Source organism: Roseofilum sp. Guam, from assembly GCF_017746735.1.
Classification (GTDB): Bacteria; Cyanobacteriota; Cyanobacteriia; order Cyanobacteriales; family Desertifilaceae; genus Roseofilum; species Roseofilum reptotaenium.
Window position 1 is genome coordinate 22015 of the sequence record NZ_JAGHZN010000047.1, and the last position, 16248, is coordinate 38262.

Annotated in this window: 12 protein-coding genes; 7 read left to right on the plus strand and 5 right to left on the minus strand. The window is 42.3% G+C overall.

The features are described 5' to 3' along the window. Positions 1-6: 6 nt before the first annotated feature. From J7529_RS17925 to J7529_RS17935, 3 genes are all read right to left on the minus strand, one after another. Complete coding sequence (locus J7529_RS17925) at positions 7-6165, minus strand: eIF2A-related protein (protein WP_318730103.1); 6159 nt, start codon at positions 6163-6165, stop codon at positions 7-9. Between the two features lie 4 nt (positions 6166-6169). Next, positions 6170-7483, minus strand: coding sequence for an AAA family ATPase (locus tag J7529_RS17930; RefSeq protein WP_318730104.1), 1314 nt, complete (start codon positions 7481-7483; stop codon positions 6170-6172). A gap of 106 nt (positions 7484-7589) precedes the next feature. Further along, entirely contained in the window at positions 7590-8171 is a 582-nt protein-coding gene (locus J7529_RS17935; protein WP_318730105.1) for a Uma2 family endonuclease, read from the minus strand. A gap of 250 nt (positions 8172-8421) precedes the next feature. On the opposite strand from J7529_RS17935, the gene J7529_RS17940 reads away from it, so the two are divergent. Further along, on the plus strand, positions 8422-8919 hold the full coding sequence (locus tag J7529_RS17940; RefSeq protein ID WP_318730106.1) for an ureidoglycolate lyase: 498 nt from the start codon (positions 8422-8424) through the stop codon (positions 8917-8919). Positions 8920-9078: 159 nt separating this feature from the next. On the opposite strand, the gene J7529_RS17945 is transcribed toward J7529_RS17940, so the two are convergent. Further along, a complete protein-coding gene (locus tag J7529_RS17945; RefSeq protein ID WP_318730107.1) occupies positions 9079-10458 on the minus strand; it encodes an NB-ARC domain-containing protein in 1380 nt (459 codons plus the stop codon). A 267-nt stretch (positions 10459-10725) separates the two neighbouring features. Here J7529_RS17945 and J7529_RS17950 point away from each other — a divergent pair, with 267 nt between their 5' ends. The 6 genes from J7529_RS17950 (at position 10726) to J7529_RS17975 (ending at position 15914) form a co-directional block, all read left to right on the plus strand. Continuing rightward, positions 10726-11625, plus strand: coding sequence for an ATP-binding protein (locus J7529_RS17950; RefSeq protein ID WP_318730108.1), 900 nt, complete (start codon positions 10726-10728; stop codon positions 11623-11625). A gap of 4 nt (positions 11626-11629) precedes the next feature. After that, entirely contained in the window at positions 11630-11992 is a 363-nt protein-coding gene (locus tag J7529_RS17955) for a hypothetical protein (RefSeq protein ID WP_318730109.1), read from the plus strand. Between the two features lie 13 nt (positions 11993-12005). Next, positions 12006-12416: a hypothetical protein gene (locus J7529_RS17960; RefSeq protein ID WP_318730110.1), complete on the plus strand. Its 411-nt coding sequence runs from the start codon at positions 12006-12008 to the stop codon at positions 12414-12416. A 196-nt stretch (positions 12417-12612) separates the two neighbouring features. Continuing rightward, on the plus strand, positions 12613-14247 hold the full coding sequence (locus J7529_RS17965) for an alpha-D-glucose phosphate-specific phosphoglucomutase (protein ID WP_318730111.1): 1635 nt from the start codon (positions 12613-12615) through the stop codon (positions 14245-14247). A 100-nt stretch (positions 14248-14347) separates the two neighbouring features. Beyond that, positions 14348-14719, plus strand: a complete 372-nt coding sequence (locus tag J7529_RS17970) for a cyclic nucleotide-binding domain-containing protein (protein ID WP_318730112.1) — start codon at positions 14348-14350, stop codon at positions 14717-14719. A 196-nt stretch (positions 14720-14915) separates the two neighbouring features. Then, positions 14916-15914, plus strand: a complete 999-nt coding sequence (locus J7529_RS17975; RefSeq protein WP_318730113.1) for a transaldolase — start codon at positions 14916-14918, stop codon at positions 15912-15914. 73 nt (positions 15915-15987) lie between these two features. On the opposite strand, the gene J7529_RS17980 is transcribed toward J7529_RS17975, so the two are convergent. After that, the coding region (locus tag J7529_RS17980; RefSeq protein ID WP_318730114.1) for a hypothetical protein at positions 15988-16248 on the minus strand (261 nt) is incomplete at its 5' end.

A 16248-nucleotide genomic window follows, 5' to 3' on the forward strand; every position in this document is an offset into this window, starting at 1 on the left:
TATGTCTCATTCCTCAGTCGCTCCATCACAGAGGTGACGATATTTCTGTTTTTTTAGATAGTCCTTGCCCAAATTACAAGCTTTTGTTAAAAGTTTATCCAAGTCTAAATACAAGATACTTAAACCATTCCGATGCCCGATGGCGATCGTTTTTTCATCATCAGGGTTGAATTGGACGCTATTCCATACATAGGGTACTGACAGGTTCACTTGTTCTTTTACCCATAAGCTATCGAGAATTAATATCTTGTTTTGTGTAACTAAAAGCTTACTATCTGGACTAAAAGTTACTGCGTTTGCATTGTCCAATTGTTTAATGAAGTGACCATCGCTAACTCGCCAGAGCTTGACACTATTATCTACAGTCATAGAGGCAAGGTAGCGACCATCTTCACTGAAGTAGATATCGGTTACGATATCATCATGAGTTAAGAGTTTGGATTGAGAATATGGGAGTTCCTGCAATGATGTACCCCTTCTTTTCCATACTCTAACGAGTTTACCACTAGCGGAAGCTAGAAAGTTTCCTTTAGGACTGAACTGAACGCTGTTGACAGCATCGCCATGTTCAATAACTCCCTTATCGAGATCGAGTAATTCGCCTTCTCGCGTCCAAACTTTCATCGTATTATCGTTACTACCAGAAGCGAGAATTTGACTATCAGGACTAAAACTCACACTATTGACTTTATCCTTATGAGGTAATGGTTTGAGCAAGTGACCATCTAGGCTCCATAAGTTTACCGTATTATCGTCACTAGCAGAAGCCAAACGTTTCTCATCTCGGCTAACACTAACACTGTTGATTTTATCTGTATGTCCTGAAAATGTACGCATATTAGAACCATCCCAACTCCACAAATTCAAATCATGAACTTGGTGAACTATCGCCATTGTTTCACTTTCTGGACTGAAGCTTGCTTTGTCAAATTCCCAAGATCCTTGCTTATCAATTGGGGGGAGTTCTTCACCTTTATCATTCCACCATTTCATAGTAGAAGTAGATTTATCATGATCATTGATTTCACTGACCAAAGTAATGATTTTACCATCATCACTAAACTCAATGCGATCGCGCCTGTAACTATTTTCTTTATCCTCTATTTTACTAGGATGCTGAAGTGTGTCTATAAAGTTACCATCTCGCCCCCATACGTTAACCATACCATCAATACTCACAGAGACGAGAGTTTGATCTGTGGGACTAAAAACAACTTGACTAACTTGCTCAGAATGCTTTCGTAAAACTTTAGGTTCTGTGCCATCTTTATACCATAGACGGACAGAATTATCGGCACTTGCAGAAGCCAATATTTCTCCATATCGGCTAAAATCAATATCAGTTACTGACCCTTCATGAACTATTGTTTTAATTTCGTCACCTTGAAGATTCCAAATTTGGATCGTATCATCATAATTCCAAGTTACAATTGTTTTATTATCTGGACTGAATTCAATATATTTGGTAGCATAACTATTCCATTTTTTTATTGGCTCAGATAGATTATTGACATTCCAAAGTTTGATTTTGCTACGCCCTGTTGAGCCACGGCTACTTGAAACTAGCATTGTACTATCATAACTAAAGCTGAGATCGATAATTTGATTTTCATGTGCTTTCAAAGCATCAATATCTTCGCCAATATATTCACCATCTTTACTGTAGAGATAAATAAAGTTATCATTGCCAATTGCAGCAATAATTTGGCTATCTGGACTAAATTTTATTTTGGCGATTTCGTCGGTATAAATGCTTATCTTTTTCCTCAAATTTCCATCATTAGAAAAAAGATATATAGTGTTTTTATTACTTTTTTCAGGTTTGGTAATTAAGGTGAATCGTTGGCTATCTGGGCTAAAGACAACCGAATCTTTTGTCCTTCTTGTAGACAATACTGAACCTAGTCCATATCTGGATTGAAGCCATGAAAATCGAGTATCAAGTTCTGGATATTTCTTTGATTGAAGCACTCGTTCTTTACCATTAGTATCTAGAAATTTTACTATATTATCATAGCCAATCGCCACAATTCTTTCGCCATCAGGACTTATACTGACTTTGGCAGTACCATGATCATCTGCTGCTATGCTCTTATGTTTATTATTGGCTTTATAAACCTTGATTTTATTCCTGGCAGTTGCTGTTAGTATATTTTGATTTTTATGAGTAAGTTCGATCAGGAAATCATTTGCAGGTATAAATGGCATAAATAATTTGTTTTCACCATTCTCATCCATAAATTGAACCTTGTTTTTAGGGTGAGTAGTAATAATTTTGCCTTCTTTGTTGTGAAATTTAATTTCATTAACTTCATTACTATTATCTCTGCGCGATACTAGATATCGTTCATCTATTTGCCAAAGTTTGATAGTTTGATCTTCACTGGCTGAAGCTAGAATTTTACCATCAGGACTAAAGCTGAGGTCGTTAATGCGATCGCGATGCCCCTCCCACTCAGTCAAATATCTAAAGATATCTGCTTCTACTGACCTTAAAGATATAGTTTGAGAATCATAACGATCAACAAATGCTAGTAATTCTGAACTCCAACTAAAAACGTCAATTTCATTACGAACCCAGGAATCAGTGCCAGTTTCCTTAAATAAAGTCATTTTAAGTTTATTCACTTTATTGTCCAGTAAATAGTGTTTGATATTGCTGTTTTTACTGGCTAAAGTAATTTGGCTTCCATCTTCATTAAAATTGATGTCAATGGTTCCATAGTTAGATATACTTTCTAGTTCTTCTCCACTATCTAAACTCCAAAGCTTTACATCATTCAAATCGCTACTAGCCATGATTTTTCCATCTGGACTCAAAGCAATATTGGTAATCTCAGCCTCGTGCCCTTGCATTGTCTGTAAAGTCTCACGGGTAGAGAGATCATAAAGAACAACATCTTTACCTGAAGGAACTGCAATTTTAGTACCATCAAAATCAACATTATTTACAGGTTGAAAAGTCGGAAACGGATCGGTTATACTTTTTGCATCTTCAATATCCCAAATTATAATTGTATTGTCTTCACTAGCAGATGCAATCAACTTGCTGTCATCACTAAAATTAAGTGCCGTTATTTTTGCAGAATGCCCGGGTAAATCAGCGATATGATGTCCAGTAACATCCCAAATTTTGATTTGATATCGCTTATCTGCTGAGGCAATAAGATTGCCCTCTTGATTAAACACAACTTTGGTTACCCCGGCTTTGTGTCCTTCTAAGCGATTCATCTCATTCAAGTTTAGCATCGCATTATTCAATTCGATTTTCGCTTTTAAGCGTAAACCTGGTAGGACAACGGGATTATTTTTCAAGATCTTGCCAATCTTAATTGCTGAAACCAATCGGTCAAGTCCTTTGTTGTTTGTCGCTGATGATTTAGAAATTAAATCGGAAATATATAAATTGATTCCGGCAATGGTGGCAACACTGGCAATTCCAGTAATGGCGATTAATAAACCGGCTAATGTGGCGGTGGCTCGGCGTGCAGTGCGGAGATTTTTCTGTAGAGCTTGATTGAGTTTGGCTTCGGTTAACCGTCTTTGTTGCCGTTCGTTTTCTAGTTCGGCAATGAGTTGTTGGGATTGTTTTTGCCGGATGAAGGGAACGAGATAATCGTGGACGAGTTGATAGCGTTTATCGGGAAAACCGGGAACTTGAAAGACTAAACCCGATCGCACCAAAATACTGAGGATAGAATCCAATCGTTCGTCTGTTAACTCTACCTCATTCTTCAGTTCTACGCGAGTCTTCAATGGTCGAGTATTATTTTCATCCGTGAGCAGATAGAGGAGAATCTTGACTAGGTTAGTATTATTCGGACCGCAGTCTTGGACAATTTCATCGAGAAAGCGCTCAACTAACGCTTCTTTCGAGCCATACTGATTAAACTCGGCTAAGGTGGTGATGTTGTCCGTTTGTAGTTGCGCTCCCACAATTTGTAGCTCGATGGGACGCACTTCCCCTAAATCTCTCGCCAAGTCTGCGACTAAGGCATCCATGAGGTCGGCATCGAGATAAAATTGGGAATTAGTCGTTAAGGTTTGAATGACCGATCGCGCATCATCAGGTGCTAAATTACCCAAATAATAGAGAATATTTTTGTCTAAAATATTGTTATTGATAATACCCAAATCCACCAACCGGTTGCATTCGAGCAAATAATGCAGATAATCCTCGCGCAACGAAAGAATCACTTTCACATAGGGAATATTGAGGCACTCCCCTAGAAACTGGAAAAAGGGCTTTCTATCCTGGGGGTCTTTGTGAGCAAAAAAGAACTCCTCAAACTGGTCAAAAATTAACACCGTCAGCCAATCGCGATCGCTCCCTTGGCGCAGTTGGTCTACAATGGCTTCAGCATCCTCTAAAACCGGTAAACTCGTTTGTGGCAAATGCTCGCAACCCCTCGGAAACGCTGCGCCAATTGTTTTCTCCCACTTACCATAAGATTGTACGAGAACCGGCAACACATCACGCGCTTCAATCACCTTCTCTCGCAACGCTGGTACTAACCCCGCTTGGACTAAGGAGCTTTTCCCTACCCCAGATTGTCCGTGAATAATCGTCAGTTTACAATCCGTGCGACCCATTCGACCAATCAAGCGCTGAATATCTTGCAGTCGTCCCGAAGCAGCAATTTCTGCGGTGACATTCAACTGTCCCTCTCGATGGGGAAGCGCCAAATGAGCCACCTGTCGCCTCACTTGCAACCGTCCCGCTCCCACAAATGCTCGCAATCCATACTGTTGCTCGATGGACTGCTTTTCCTGTTTAATTTCAAAAGCTTCGAGATACTCGCCAGCGTTGAATTTTAGCGATCGCAAACTCTCCAAGATGCGAATATACAATGGCGGGTCATGTTCTGGTAAACTCTCTCTACGGGCAAGTTCCAGATTCTCCATTGCTTCTGGAATCTGCTCCAAGTCTTGCTGCGATCGCGCAAAAAGCAAGCGATAATAATTGCGATGATAGGCTTGATGCCAGCTCCAATCTAAACCGGAATCGGGCGCTTGCTGATTCAACTCAAACGCCTCTTGGGCCAACTTTTGCGCCTCTTGAGGATTACCGTTTGCCAGTGCCACCTCTGCCAAAAAAGCATAGCTGTGAGCTAGGCGTACCGAATCCCCATAGGTTTGATGTAAAGGAACCGCCTTCCGAGCCACTGCGTTCAGTTCCTGCCACGCTTCTAAGCGCGTTAACACCTCTCCCATGGCATTAATGAATTTTTGCTCCAAATCCGGCCGTTCTGCCTGTTGAAGCGCCTCTAAACACTGCTGGTAATGGTCTTTAGCCTGCCGACAAGCTTCCTCATACTCGTGGCGATGGAGCGTCGCATACTGCCGCCACCATAATCCCAAATAAAACAACAAACAGCCATAGTGCGTCCAATGGGTAGGTGAGGGATTATTGTTGATAACCTCTTGCCAACGTTGGCGACTGAGTTCATAACACTGCTTGGCATTTTCCTTCTCGCCCGATGCATCCGCTTCTCGCCCCATCAAAAAATGTAAATTGGCATCTAGAGCCGCTTCCTGGGGCTGTGAGTACTGCTGTAACTCCCGAAATGCCATTTCTAGCTCCGCGAGCCGCAAACAGCCCGCAGGAAGAGGAATTCGCTCGCGTTCAATAAATTTTCCCGCGCCTACCTCCAAAAGTGTCGGTAACACTGCGTCCACCGTTTGCTGTAGCGCCTCCAATAAACCCTCTGTCCCCAGTTCAAATTTAATCGGAATAGCTGCCCAACTCTTAAAATCAGGGGCAAACCGAGTCAGTTTCTGCAAAATCAGATCGTTCACCCACAGCACCAGGGGAAAGGTAAAATTTTGACGAAACTCTTCCCGCACCTGATTGGTGGGATTGAGGATTTTTTCCACCGCATCGATGGACTCTAAGCCAAATACCAGTAATCCTTGGGGCTGTTCCTGCTGCAAACGATCCTGAATGGCGGTATACAGGGTTTTCACCGAGGGCGGCAATTGAAATTCCTGCAACGGCACACAGCAGGAGTCTTGCAGAAGTTGGACAATTTCTGCGGTCAAAACCTGATAGTTACTGCGGACTAAAATGAGGGAAAAATGACCTTGAGAATGGGCGATCGCCCGTGATAGTGTTTTTAAGGGGCGATCGTTGACAGAATTAGACTCAGTGCTGGTGGTCGTCATACCCTCATCTTGGCTGGAATTTCTTGGATTCGGCGATCGCGGGATTAATCCCAAACCAACGCCCCTCCCGATCTCGATACTCTAATAAAAACAAACTTCGCAACAAGATTTCATATTCCTCTTTTCCCTGCACAATATCGTGATGTTGGATTACATGATGCAACAGCTCCCATTCGTCATCTTTAATGGCTGCCACCATATCATCTCGATATTCCCGAATCACTCGCTCTAAGTTGTCTCGTGCGATCGGTGGGTCATCTTCTTGCAAACAGCTATACAACAATACTAATAAATTTCTCACGTGACCGCCACTAATTTGACACAGTCGGTCTAAGGTTTCGGACGTATCAAAAAGTTCTCGAATCAGAGGTTCTCGCTCTTGCAGAGGGAGATGGGGAAAGGCTCGTGCCAGAACCATTTGTCTTAGCAATTTCATTCCTTCTGGACGGGGGCTTCCATCTCGATGTGTCGCGGAAACCATCGGTAACACCAGGGGTTTCACGCCAAAGCGATTGGTGAGAGAACTGAATTCATTAGAAAAAATGAGCACTAAAGGCATGGTATATACCATATGGCAATTTAACCGTTTCAACTGTTCTCCGCGATCGATAAACAGGTATTCCGGTTGAGAGCGTCCCGAACTTTTCGGAGAGATATCCACCCGGTCTAAATTATCAACAGTGACCACCAATCCTTTTTTACCTTTCTTTTTCAATACTTCCGTGGCTTGCCCAATAATTTCTTGATTAATGGCATCGAGAATACTTGCTGTTCGCGGTTCTAAATATTGTCGTAACTGACTCCGCAGTCGTGGACTTGCCTTCGCTTTTGCCGTAATTCTACCAATCCCTAACCGCAAAGAAATGCCAGCTTCAGGCAAAAATTCAATTGGAGCCTTTAAAAAGTCTTCAATCTCATGAAATAATTTGATAAAGTAATTGGGCTGAAGATAAATATTAGCGGTTTCTAAACTACTGGTAATTTGTTGCGTAATCGCCAGTAAAATATCGCTAATGTCCACATCTGCCATATCCAGATCGGCACTCGACTCAAAATAAACCACATGGAAACCCTTCTCTTCTAATTGGGTTTTGAGCCGAAATAATTCCGTGGATTTTCCACAGCCAATATGTCCCGTGAACAATTGGCAGGTTGCCTGTTCTGCTTGGTGGGTAATAGTTCGTTGCAAACGACGAATCACATTGCCCCCACGCACTGGTGAAAAATCAATATAATAGCGACGATCTTCCGGTTGACCGATTTTCAACGTCTTGCTAGGATTACATGCATTAAAGAATTGAATCAGATCTAAATTCATAGGAATTTATCGCAATTTTCTCTACAATTCGTTACGTCAATAGCGGTTTTTGAATATAGCCAAAATAGCTCAAAGCTGTTGTTAACTTTGCTATTCCCTCACTACATTATTCAATCCACAAAAACTGTACATCTAATTCAAATCCCACTAACACATCCTCTCCGGAAAGAATTTGGGGTTGATGGAGAATTTGCACCGGTTGATTAGGACGATAGATTCCCACTCGCTTCCCTTTGGGGTCTAATAACCAGCCTAAACGACAACCATTGACTTGATATTCTTCCATTTTCCGTTGTCCTCCTGTCCAAGAGTCGGAAGGAGACAGTAGCTCAATGACAAAATCGGGACATAGGGGTAAAAAGCCTTTCCGCTCTTGGGGAGTGAGAGCGTTCCATTTTTCTAGGGGTATCCAGGAGACATCCGGAGAGCGATCGCCCCCTGATGGCAGTTCAAACCCCGTAGACGAGTCAAACGCTTTTCCCTGACCGTTGGTTTGGCTCCACACATAAAGCTGTCCAGCAATACAAAAGTTACGATTGCCAGTTTCTCCACCGGTTGGGGCCATGATAATCAGTTCTCCTTGAGGACTTCGTTCTAATTTGCGATCGGGGTTAGCAGTGCAGAGCTTGCGGAACTCACTGCGGGTTAACGTGGCGATCGGGCTGAGGTCGAGGGTTAGAGCAGCCATAGTTACACGAACCAGAGTAAAAAGTAGTACTGAGTTCAGGATAGCAGCGATCGCAGGAAAACGCTATAGTTGAATCAACTTCAGAATGAAACCATTGTCCCTTATACATAATCGCGATCGCCAGTATATAGCGATTCTCTTTTCTATGGAGTACAGCTTGAAGCCTTAGACCCTAAGTCATACAAGCTATTGCCTAGCGCGAAGCGCTATATAGTATACTCTCTAGCCTCCTTATCCCTTCTTGAGTCTGATGACCCAACCTCTCAAACTGCAAACCCTGCCAGCTCCCTGGATCTCCCCAGAAACCTTCGCCCCCTACGGTCAAGCGATCTGGGCGACTGATGACGACAAACTCTATGATTTCCAGGATGCCCAACTGATCCTCGATCGCGGAGAGCCTCGATTTTACATTATGCGCTTGCACCAAAACGGGCGACAATTTTCCGCCATTACCCGTCATCAAAACTGCACCCAATGCCTAGGATCGCTTGAAGGTAAAGATTGGTTTTTAGGCGTTGCACCACCGAGTGAAAACCCGCAACCTGACCTCAATCAGATCCGAGCCTTTCATATTCCTGGTAACTGCTTCGTGAAACTGCACCTGGGAACCTGGCACGCAGGCCCTTATATTGACCACGATCGAGTCGATTTTTATAACCTAGAATTAAGTGATACGAATATTATCGATCATCACACCTGTAATCTGCGCTCAAGCTATGGTGTAACGTTTGATATCATAGAGCTTTAGGGTGCGATCGCCTCCACTCTACTTTAAAGCATTTTAACCATCCGAACCTACAGTTAAGAGGCGAATCCTCTAGTCTTCCTCTGTCTTTATGGAAGCTTGAGTGCCCGATCTCCTTTGATATTAGATCGTATTTATGGCAAAATAGAGTTAGGAGCCAATTCAGAAGGATTGATCTTCTTTTACAAAAGCTTTAAAAACAGGATTTAAATCAAATTGAATATCTACTTGTTTCTTGAACCAGATTAAATATCGGCTCTGCAAAGACTCTAAAGCATAAATTAAATCCACTGAAGAACAATCCATCGCTTTCATTAAATCATCTCTAGATGCTGGATGATCCAATTTACTGAGAGCTAAAATAACAGACACCTCTACAGGTGATAGCCTGTTAAATACTTCCTGAAATAGAGCTTGCATTTGTTGAGTAATCACCAACGATTTTTCTGTTAAAAATAATTCAACATCGCTACCAAAAACCTGGTGAATTAAACGACTAACACTTTGTAAATAGATGGGATTTCCTTCATATAAATGGATTAGCTTGAGCCAGGTCTCATGATTTCCATTTGCCCATCTTAGATGATTGATAAACTCCACATCATATAAACCGGATAACTGTAAAGACTTAATGGGGTATAATTCATCATCCCAGCATTCCATTTCTGCACATTTTTCTCGACTGATTAAAACCAAATGACTTTGATGTTCAAGATCGACCATCATTCTAAAAAAGTGTTGATAATCTTGATAGGATGCTTGATATTGCCCTGCCCATGTATTTTGAGCAAAAATGTTTTCTACATTGTCAAAAATAATCAAATACTTTTTCTGACTCAATGCGTAAAATAACTCTTTTAGTTTTTGATCGAGACTGAGAGGAGATTGTGACTGTTTGTTGTCCATTCTCAAAATACCATCGACCTGTTCCTCCAAAGAGATCGGGTATTTCAAGCTTCTCCAAGTAATAAGCTCAAATTTTTCTAAGTTAGCATCAATCAATTTTTTGATTAAAGCTGTTTTCCCAATCCCTGATTGTCCCAAGACTGAGATCAAACGAGCCTGCCTCTCGAAGATCCAGTTATAAATAGTGTTTAATTCAGGTTCTCTATTGTAAAAATGGATAATTTCAGGAGCAAATACTAAATCATGATGGATGGCTTGCACTTGAGAATCAGTATCGATGGATGAATCGTCAGAATTTTGCCGATCATCTTGGGGGAAAGGGGGGGTACTGAAGTTGAAATAATTGTGAGTGCCAATACAAAATTTTTGATGATATTGAATACTTAATCTTTCAATGGTAGAGCGAAAATTAGATTTTTTGACATCGGCACTTAATGTATTCGATAAAAGTTTCCATAATTTATAACCTACATCTCTAATGTGACGTTCGCTACGGTGAGAATCATCGGCAATTTCTTCATAGGTTTGACCATTCCAAACTCCCTTAATCACTGTTTCCTGAGAATCATCTAAGTGTTTTCCAGTTGTCTCGAAGACTAAGCGATCCGCAAATTGTAAAGCTTCTGTTACATCCATGGAAGTTAGATTGATGAACAATTGTAGCTATTATAGCGTGAATAGAGTTGGTTAAATGGCCGTCATTTTACGTCATAATCTGACATTAGATTAATAATTTGTTACAAAAAAGCAGTCATAATCTGATATTGGAGAGTGGTTGAAGAGAAATGTCTTGTGTCATCGTAAGAATTGAGTACAATAACACAAACTCTCAATCATAGTTTGTGGACTACTCCCAATCACAATCGTCACCAATAGAGTTTTGAGGACTGAAGCGAAAAACTGATGGAGTACGAAATTGTTAAAGACAGCGATCGCTCAAATCAGAAGAAAAAGGAAAAGACTTTAGTTGAGCAACCCAAATGGACACTTGAAGAAGTCGCCTTATCTCAAAGTACCCTTGACCAAATTGACGAAATGGTTGCCTATATACAAAATCGAGACAAGCTTTTGTATGAATGGCAATTTAATCGCTTCTTAAAAACCGGAAGTGGTTTAAGTGTGAACTTTTTTGGCATACCGGGGACGGGTAAAAGCATCACTGCTGAAGCGATCGCGCACAAGCTGGGAATGTCTATCATTCGAGTTAACTATGGTGAGCTAGAATCTTCCTTAGTTGGAGGAACCTCTGACAATTTAGTTGCTGTATTTGACGAAGCCGAAAAAACTAAAAGCTTATTATTCTTCGATGAAGCAGATTCTGTGTTGAGTAGAAGAATTTCAAATTTATCTCAAGCTGCCGATCATGGTGTCAACTCAGCTAAAAGCACCTTGCTAACGCTGTTGGATAAATTCAATGGCATCATTGTTTTTGCGACGAACCTGTTTGATAACTATGACGAGGCTTTTCTGAGAAGAATTTTGTTTAATGTGGAATTTCTAGCTCCTGATTTTCCCATGAGAGAGCAACTCTGGAAATTTCATTTATCAGAAAATGTGCCGAAACAAGTCACCTATGAGCGTTTAGCTGAGATCAGTGATGGTCTTTGTGGTGGTGACGTTAAAAATATCACGATTAAGTTAGGTCTGAAACTGTTAACCGGAAAAGTGAAGACCGTTGATGAGACTCTAGTCACCGAAGAGATTGAACGTTATACGGAAGTCAAAGAGCAGCACAAAAAACCGGTCTTCTCGGAAACTTCTGTGGAATCATCCGATCGAGAAAATCAAAGTATGGAGGGATAATATTATGCCTATTGTTCCAATTGTTTGGGTTATCGCTGGCGCTTTTGCAGCAGGTGCTGGTGTTGGTGCTGTAGTCGCTGTTTTTTGGGATGAAATTAAAGCTTGGGCGAGTAGAGTCCTTGGTTATATTTTGGATGTGATTAACTCTGCTCTTGAAGTCACTTCGGATGCAATTACTTATATTGCGAAGGAAGGCGCTCGTGTCTACAAGAGAGTAGTGGTTTACGTGAGAAATATTCGTACTGGTGGCACAAGAAAAGAAATTAGAGAAGAGGAAATTGTTGAAGAAGATTTGCCTTATGATATTCAAAGTCAGCTTGAATATAAGGCTAATATACAGATAGAAATTCTTAGACAAGCTACATAGGAGATTGTAAATTATGGATAGAGGTAAACCAGAAAGTATTGAAGACAAATTTAATAGGTTGTTTGAAACCGTGACCAAGATTCCTCAACAATTAGCCGATGCTGTGGAGGAAGGATTGAAAGAAGAGCCTAATTCAAATTATTTGCCTTGCGTGCGAGAAGGCTTATTAGATTTTGACCGAATTGAGGATGATGTGCAGCAGATTCATCGGCATCTAACTGTCAGAGGGGATAAAGTTCTGGGAAGTCATCTAATCTTAGACGATCGACAGAATTTGATGGAAATTCGGACTTACTCGGAGAGAAAAGGTAAAACTTTTGTAACCAAAGTTGATGCTCAAGTAAAACGAATCACAAATGTTCCTCCGGATGTGTTGCAGGCACTACAAGAACAAGGACGAATTGAGCTGAATTTGAAAGTCTAGAAATTTTGGTAGTGTACTATAGCACTACTTTCTTGTCAGGTGTAGCCCTCACCCCCAACCCCCTCTCCTCCCGTGGGAGAGGGGGCATAAATTTTTGTAACATCCGTCCCCCACGCCAAAGTTTTTCCCACTCGCTGCTGCAAGAGGCACGAAATGCTCGAAAATGAAGGTGCTGAAGATCCGAGCATCAGCTTTTATGAGCATAAAAACTATTTCAACTCAACCGTTTACCGACCAGAAACCGGGAACCTCCGGTTTACGCAAACAGGTTCCTGCATTTCAACAACCCCATTATTTGGAAAATTTCATCCAATCGATTTTTGATAGTTTAGAGGACTTTCAGGGCAAAACCCTGGTCTTGGGTGGAGATGGTCGCTATTATAACCGACCAGCCATCCAGACGATTTTGAAAATTGCGGCTGCTAATGGTGTGGGTCGCACTTTAGTCGGTCAAGGGGGGATTTTGTCCACTCCTGCGGCTTCTTGTATTATCCGTAAAAGTAATGCATTTGGAGGTATCGTTCTTTCTGCAAGCCATAACCCAGGGGGGCCAGAAGGGGATTTTGGCGTGAAGTATAATGTCAGTAATGGCGGCCCAGCTCCGGAAAAGGTGACCAGCGCCATTTACGATCGCTCCAAAACCATCGATCGCTATACAATCTTAGAAGCAGCCGACCTCAATCTTGACCAGTTAGGCAGTTTCAAACTAGGAGATATGAGCGTCGAGGTGATTAACTCTGTTGCCGACTATGCCGAGTTGATGGAGTCTCTGTTTGACTTTAACGTGATTCGCAACTATCTCGCTTCTGGCCAGTTTCGCATGTGTATGGACTCCCTGCACGCCGTTACCGGGCCCTATGCCAAAGAACTGTTTGAAACTCGTCTCGGAGCGCCTGCGGGAACCGTGCAAAATGGAGTTCCCCTAGAAGACTTTGGTGGTGGTCATCCTGACCCGAACTTAGTCTACGCCCATGATTTAGTCGAGATTCTCTATGGAGATAATGCGCCTGACTTTGGTGCAGCGTCTGATGGAGACGGCGATCGCAATATGATATTGGGAAACCACTTTTTTGTTACCCCTAGTGATAGTTTAGCCGTCCTTGCTGCTAACGCCACCCTCGTCCCCGGATACAAAGATGGCCTAGCCGGCATTGCCCGTTCCATGCCCACCAGTGAAGCACCGGATCGCGTGGCCGAAAAACTGGGTATCGACTGTTACGAAACGCCCACCGGCTGGAAATTCTTTGGTAATCTTCTCGATGCTGGAAAAGCCACCCTTTGCGGCGAAGAAAGTTTTGGAACCGGTTCCAACCATGTGCGAGAAAAAGACGGTCTCTGGGCGGTTTTATTTTGGCTCAATATCCTCGCAGTTAAACAGAAATCTGTCGAGGAAATTGTCCAGGAACATTGGCAAACCTACGGTCGGAATTACTATTCTCGCCATGACTATGAAGGAGTAGAGACTGAACCGGCAAATACCCTGATGGAAAACTTGCGCTCTCTAGTTCCCACACTCCAAGGAAAACAGTATGGAAATTATGAAGTCAAATATGCTGATGACTTCAGCTATACTGACCCCATAGATCGTAGTGTAGCAGCGAAACAAGGGATTCGTATTGGGTTTACCGATGGCTCGCGTATCGTCTTCCGTTTATCAGGAACTGGAACCCAAGGAGCAACCTTGCGTGTGTATTTAGAACGGTATGAACCCGATTCTAAAGCACATCATCAAGACCCACAAGAGGCTTTAGCTTCTTTAATTCAACTCGCTGACGAAATTGCTCAAATTAAAGCTTTAACCGGCAGAGAAAAACCCACCGTAATCACTTAATCTCTGGGGGGTAGGAACTCAAAAAAGGGGCCCCCAGCCCCTTGCCCTTGAATCATTTCAAGGCATAGATTAAACACAATAGGAGGTAAATTGAGTGTTTATGGCTGCGCTAGAAACGATTAAATTATTTCAAAAACAACCCGAACCACGCCACTTTAAAGTGGGCGATATTATCTTTGAAGATGGCCATAAAGGGCAACATATGTATGGCATCATTGAAGGGACAGTGGAATTAAAAGTCAATGGTGAAGTTGTCGAAACTATTGAACAGGGTGATGTGTTTGGGGAAGGTGCTTTAGTGCATCATGAGGGCACACGAGCTTCTACCGCAGTAGCAAAAACGGATTGCACCCTAGCATTTATCGATAAAGGGCGCTTTTTATTTGCGGTACAAGAAACCCCAGAATTTGCTCTAGAGGTGCTGCGAAGTTATTCCGATCGCCTGCGACGACTTAAACGTCATGAAATGTAAGCCCTACGTGCTGGTAATGGGTAATTCGTGAAGCGCTATACTTTAATCCTAAAATAATCCTTAAACTTTTTTGCCATACCCCCTAAATTTTTAAGGGTTATTTAATTTCAGGACAGAACTCGAATTCCTATGATTGAATTAGGTAAGTTGTCTCTTTCCAAAGACTTGCCTAATTCAATCATTATTAGGAGATAATATGAGTCAGACGTTACTCGAACAACTGCGCCAAATGACAGTTGTGGTTGCCGATACAGGGGATATGCAATCGATGGAAAAATTCACCCCCCGCGATGCTACCACGAATCCCTCCTTGATTACTGCAGCCGCTCAAATGCTGGAATATCAAGAGATTGTTGATAGTACGGTGAAAAAAGCCAGAAAAGACTTAGGAAATGCAGCAACGACTCAGGCGGTGGCTAATTTAGCCTTCGATCGCCTAGCTGTCGAATTTGGGCTAAAAATCTTGGATATTATCTCCGGACGGGTGTCCACAGAAGTGGATGCTCGCTTATCCTATGATACGGAAAGCACGATCGCCAAAGCTAGAGACATTATCGCCCAATATGAAGCGGCTGGGGTGTCTCGCGATCGCATCTTAATTAAAATTGCTTCCACCTGGGAAGGCATCCAAGCAGCAGAAATTCTGGAAAAAGAAGGTATCCATTGTAATTTAACCCTCTTGTTTGGGTTCCACCAGGCGATCGCCTGTGCGGAAGCCGGAGTTACCCTAATCTCTCCCTTTGTGGGTCGGATTTTAGACTGGTACAAGAAACAAACAGGACGCGATAGCTATCCTTCTGCTGAAGATCCCGGTGTATTGTCCGTGACGAAAATCTACAACTACTACAAGAAATTTGGCTATTCCACGGAAGTCATGGGAGCCAGTTTCCGCAACATTGGCGAAATTACTGAATTAGCAGGATGCGATCTACTCACGATTTCTCCGAAACTCCTAGGGGAACTCGATGCAACAGTTGGGGAATTACCGAGAAAACTCTGTCCAGATGCAGCTCAGGAAATGGCGATCGAAAAAATCCCCATGGATAAGGAAACCTTTGACAAAATGCACGCTGAAGATCCCATGGCTTCAGAAAAACTCGACGAAGGCATTAAAGGATTCTCTAAAGCCTTAGAACAGTTAGAGAGTCTTTTGGCAGAGCGCTTAAATCACTTAGAAGCAACCGTTGCCGTTTAATCTGTCGCAAAAAGTCGTAGGGGCGAAAAATTTTTCGCCCCTACAGCATTTTTCTCCTCACACCATGCTTGAGCTAGATCGAGAATAAAACCAGGTAAAACGGTTGTGATTGCTCAACCTTATGCCCTGAGTAAGTTGTAGGATGGGACTTCGCTTTTACTTTTCCCAGAGTGATACCATCAGGGCCATCTGTGCATCCGGATGATCTCCCTATCCCATCTTCACCAAAATCTCCTCTCAACGCAGGAGTTTTTTTTACAGCGCTTCGCGCTGTATTGAGGTACAATGGTTGAGGAAGAGATTTGATGGGTATGAAGAGACAATCAAAGCATAT

Bases quoted from the DNA above. Each gene is read 5' to 3' on its own strand.
- J7529_RS17925 (WP_318730103.1), bottom strand. From the start codon at position 6,165: ATGACGACCACCAGCACTGAGTCTAATTCTGTCAACGATCGCCCCTTA.
- J7529_RS17930 (WP_318730104.1), bottom strand. From the start codon at position 7,483: ATGAATTTAGATCTGATTCAATTCTTTAATGCATGTAATCCTAGCAAG.
- J7529_RS17935 (WP_318730105.1), bottom strand. From the start codon at position 8,171: ATGGCTGCTCTAACCCTCGACCTCAGCCCGATCGCCACGTTAACCCGC.
- J7529_RS17940 (WP_318730106.1), top strand. From the start codon at position 8,422: ATGACCCAACCTCTCAAACTGCAAACCCTGCCAGCTCCCTGGATCTCC.
- J7529_RS17945 (WP_318730107.1), bottom strand. From the start codon at position 10,458: ATGGATGTAACAGAAGCTTTACAATTTGCGGATCGCTTAGTCTTCGAG.
- J7529_RS17950 (WP_318730108.1), top strand. From the start codon at position 10,726: ATGGAGTACGAAATTGTTAAAGACAGCGATCGCTCAAATCAGAAGAAA.
- J7529_RS17955 (WP_318730109.1), top strand. From the start codon at position 11,630: ATGCCTATTGTTCCAATTGTTTGGGTTATCGCTGGCGCTTTTGCAGCA.
- J7529_RS17960 (WP_318730110.1), top strand. From the start codon at position 12,006: ATGGATAGAGGTAAACCAGAAAGTATTGAAGACAAATTTAATAGGTTG.
- J7529_RS17965 (WP_318730111.1), top strand. From the start codon at position 12,613: ATGAGCATAAAAACTATTTCAACTCAACCGTTTACCGACCAGAAACCG.
- J7529_RS17970 (WP_318730112.1), top strand. From the start codon at position 14,348: ATGGCTGCGCTAGAAACGATTAAATTATTTCAAAAACAACCCGAACCA.
- J7529_RS17975 (WP_318730113.1), top strand. From the start codon at position 14,916: ATGAGTCAGACGTTACTCGAACAACTGCGCCAAATGACAGTTGTGGTT.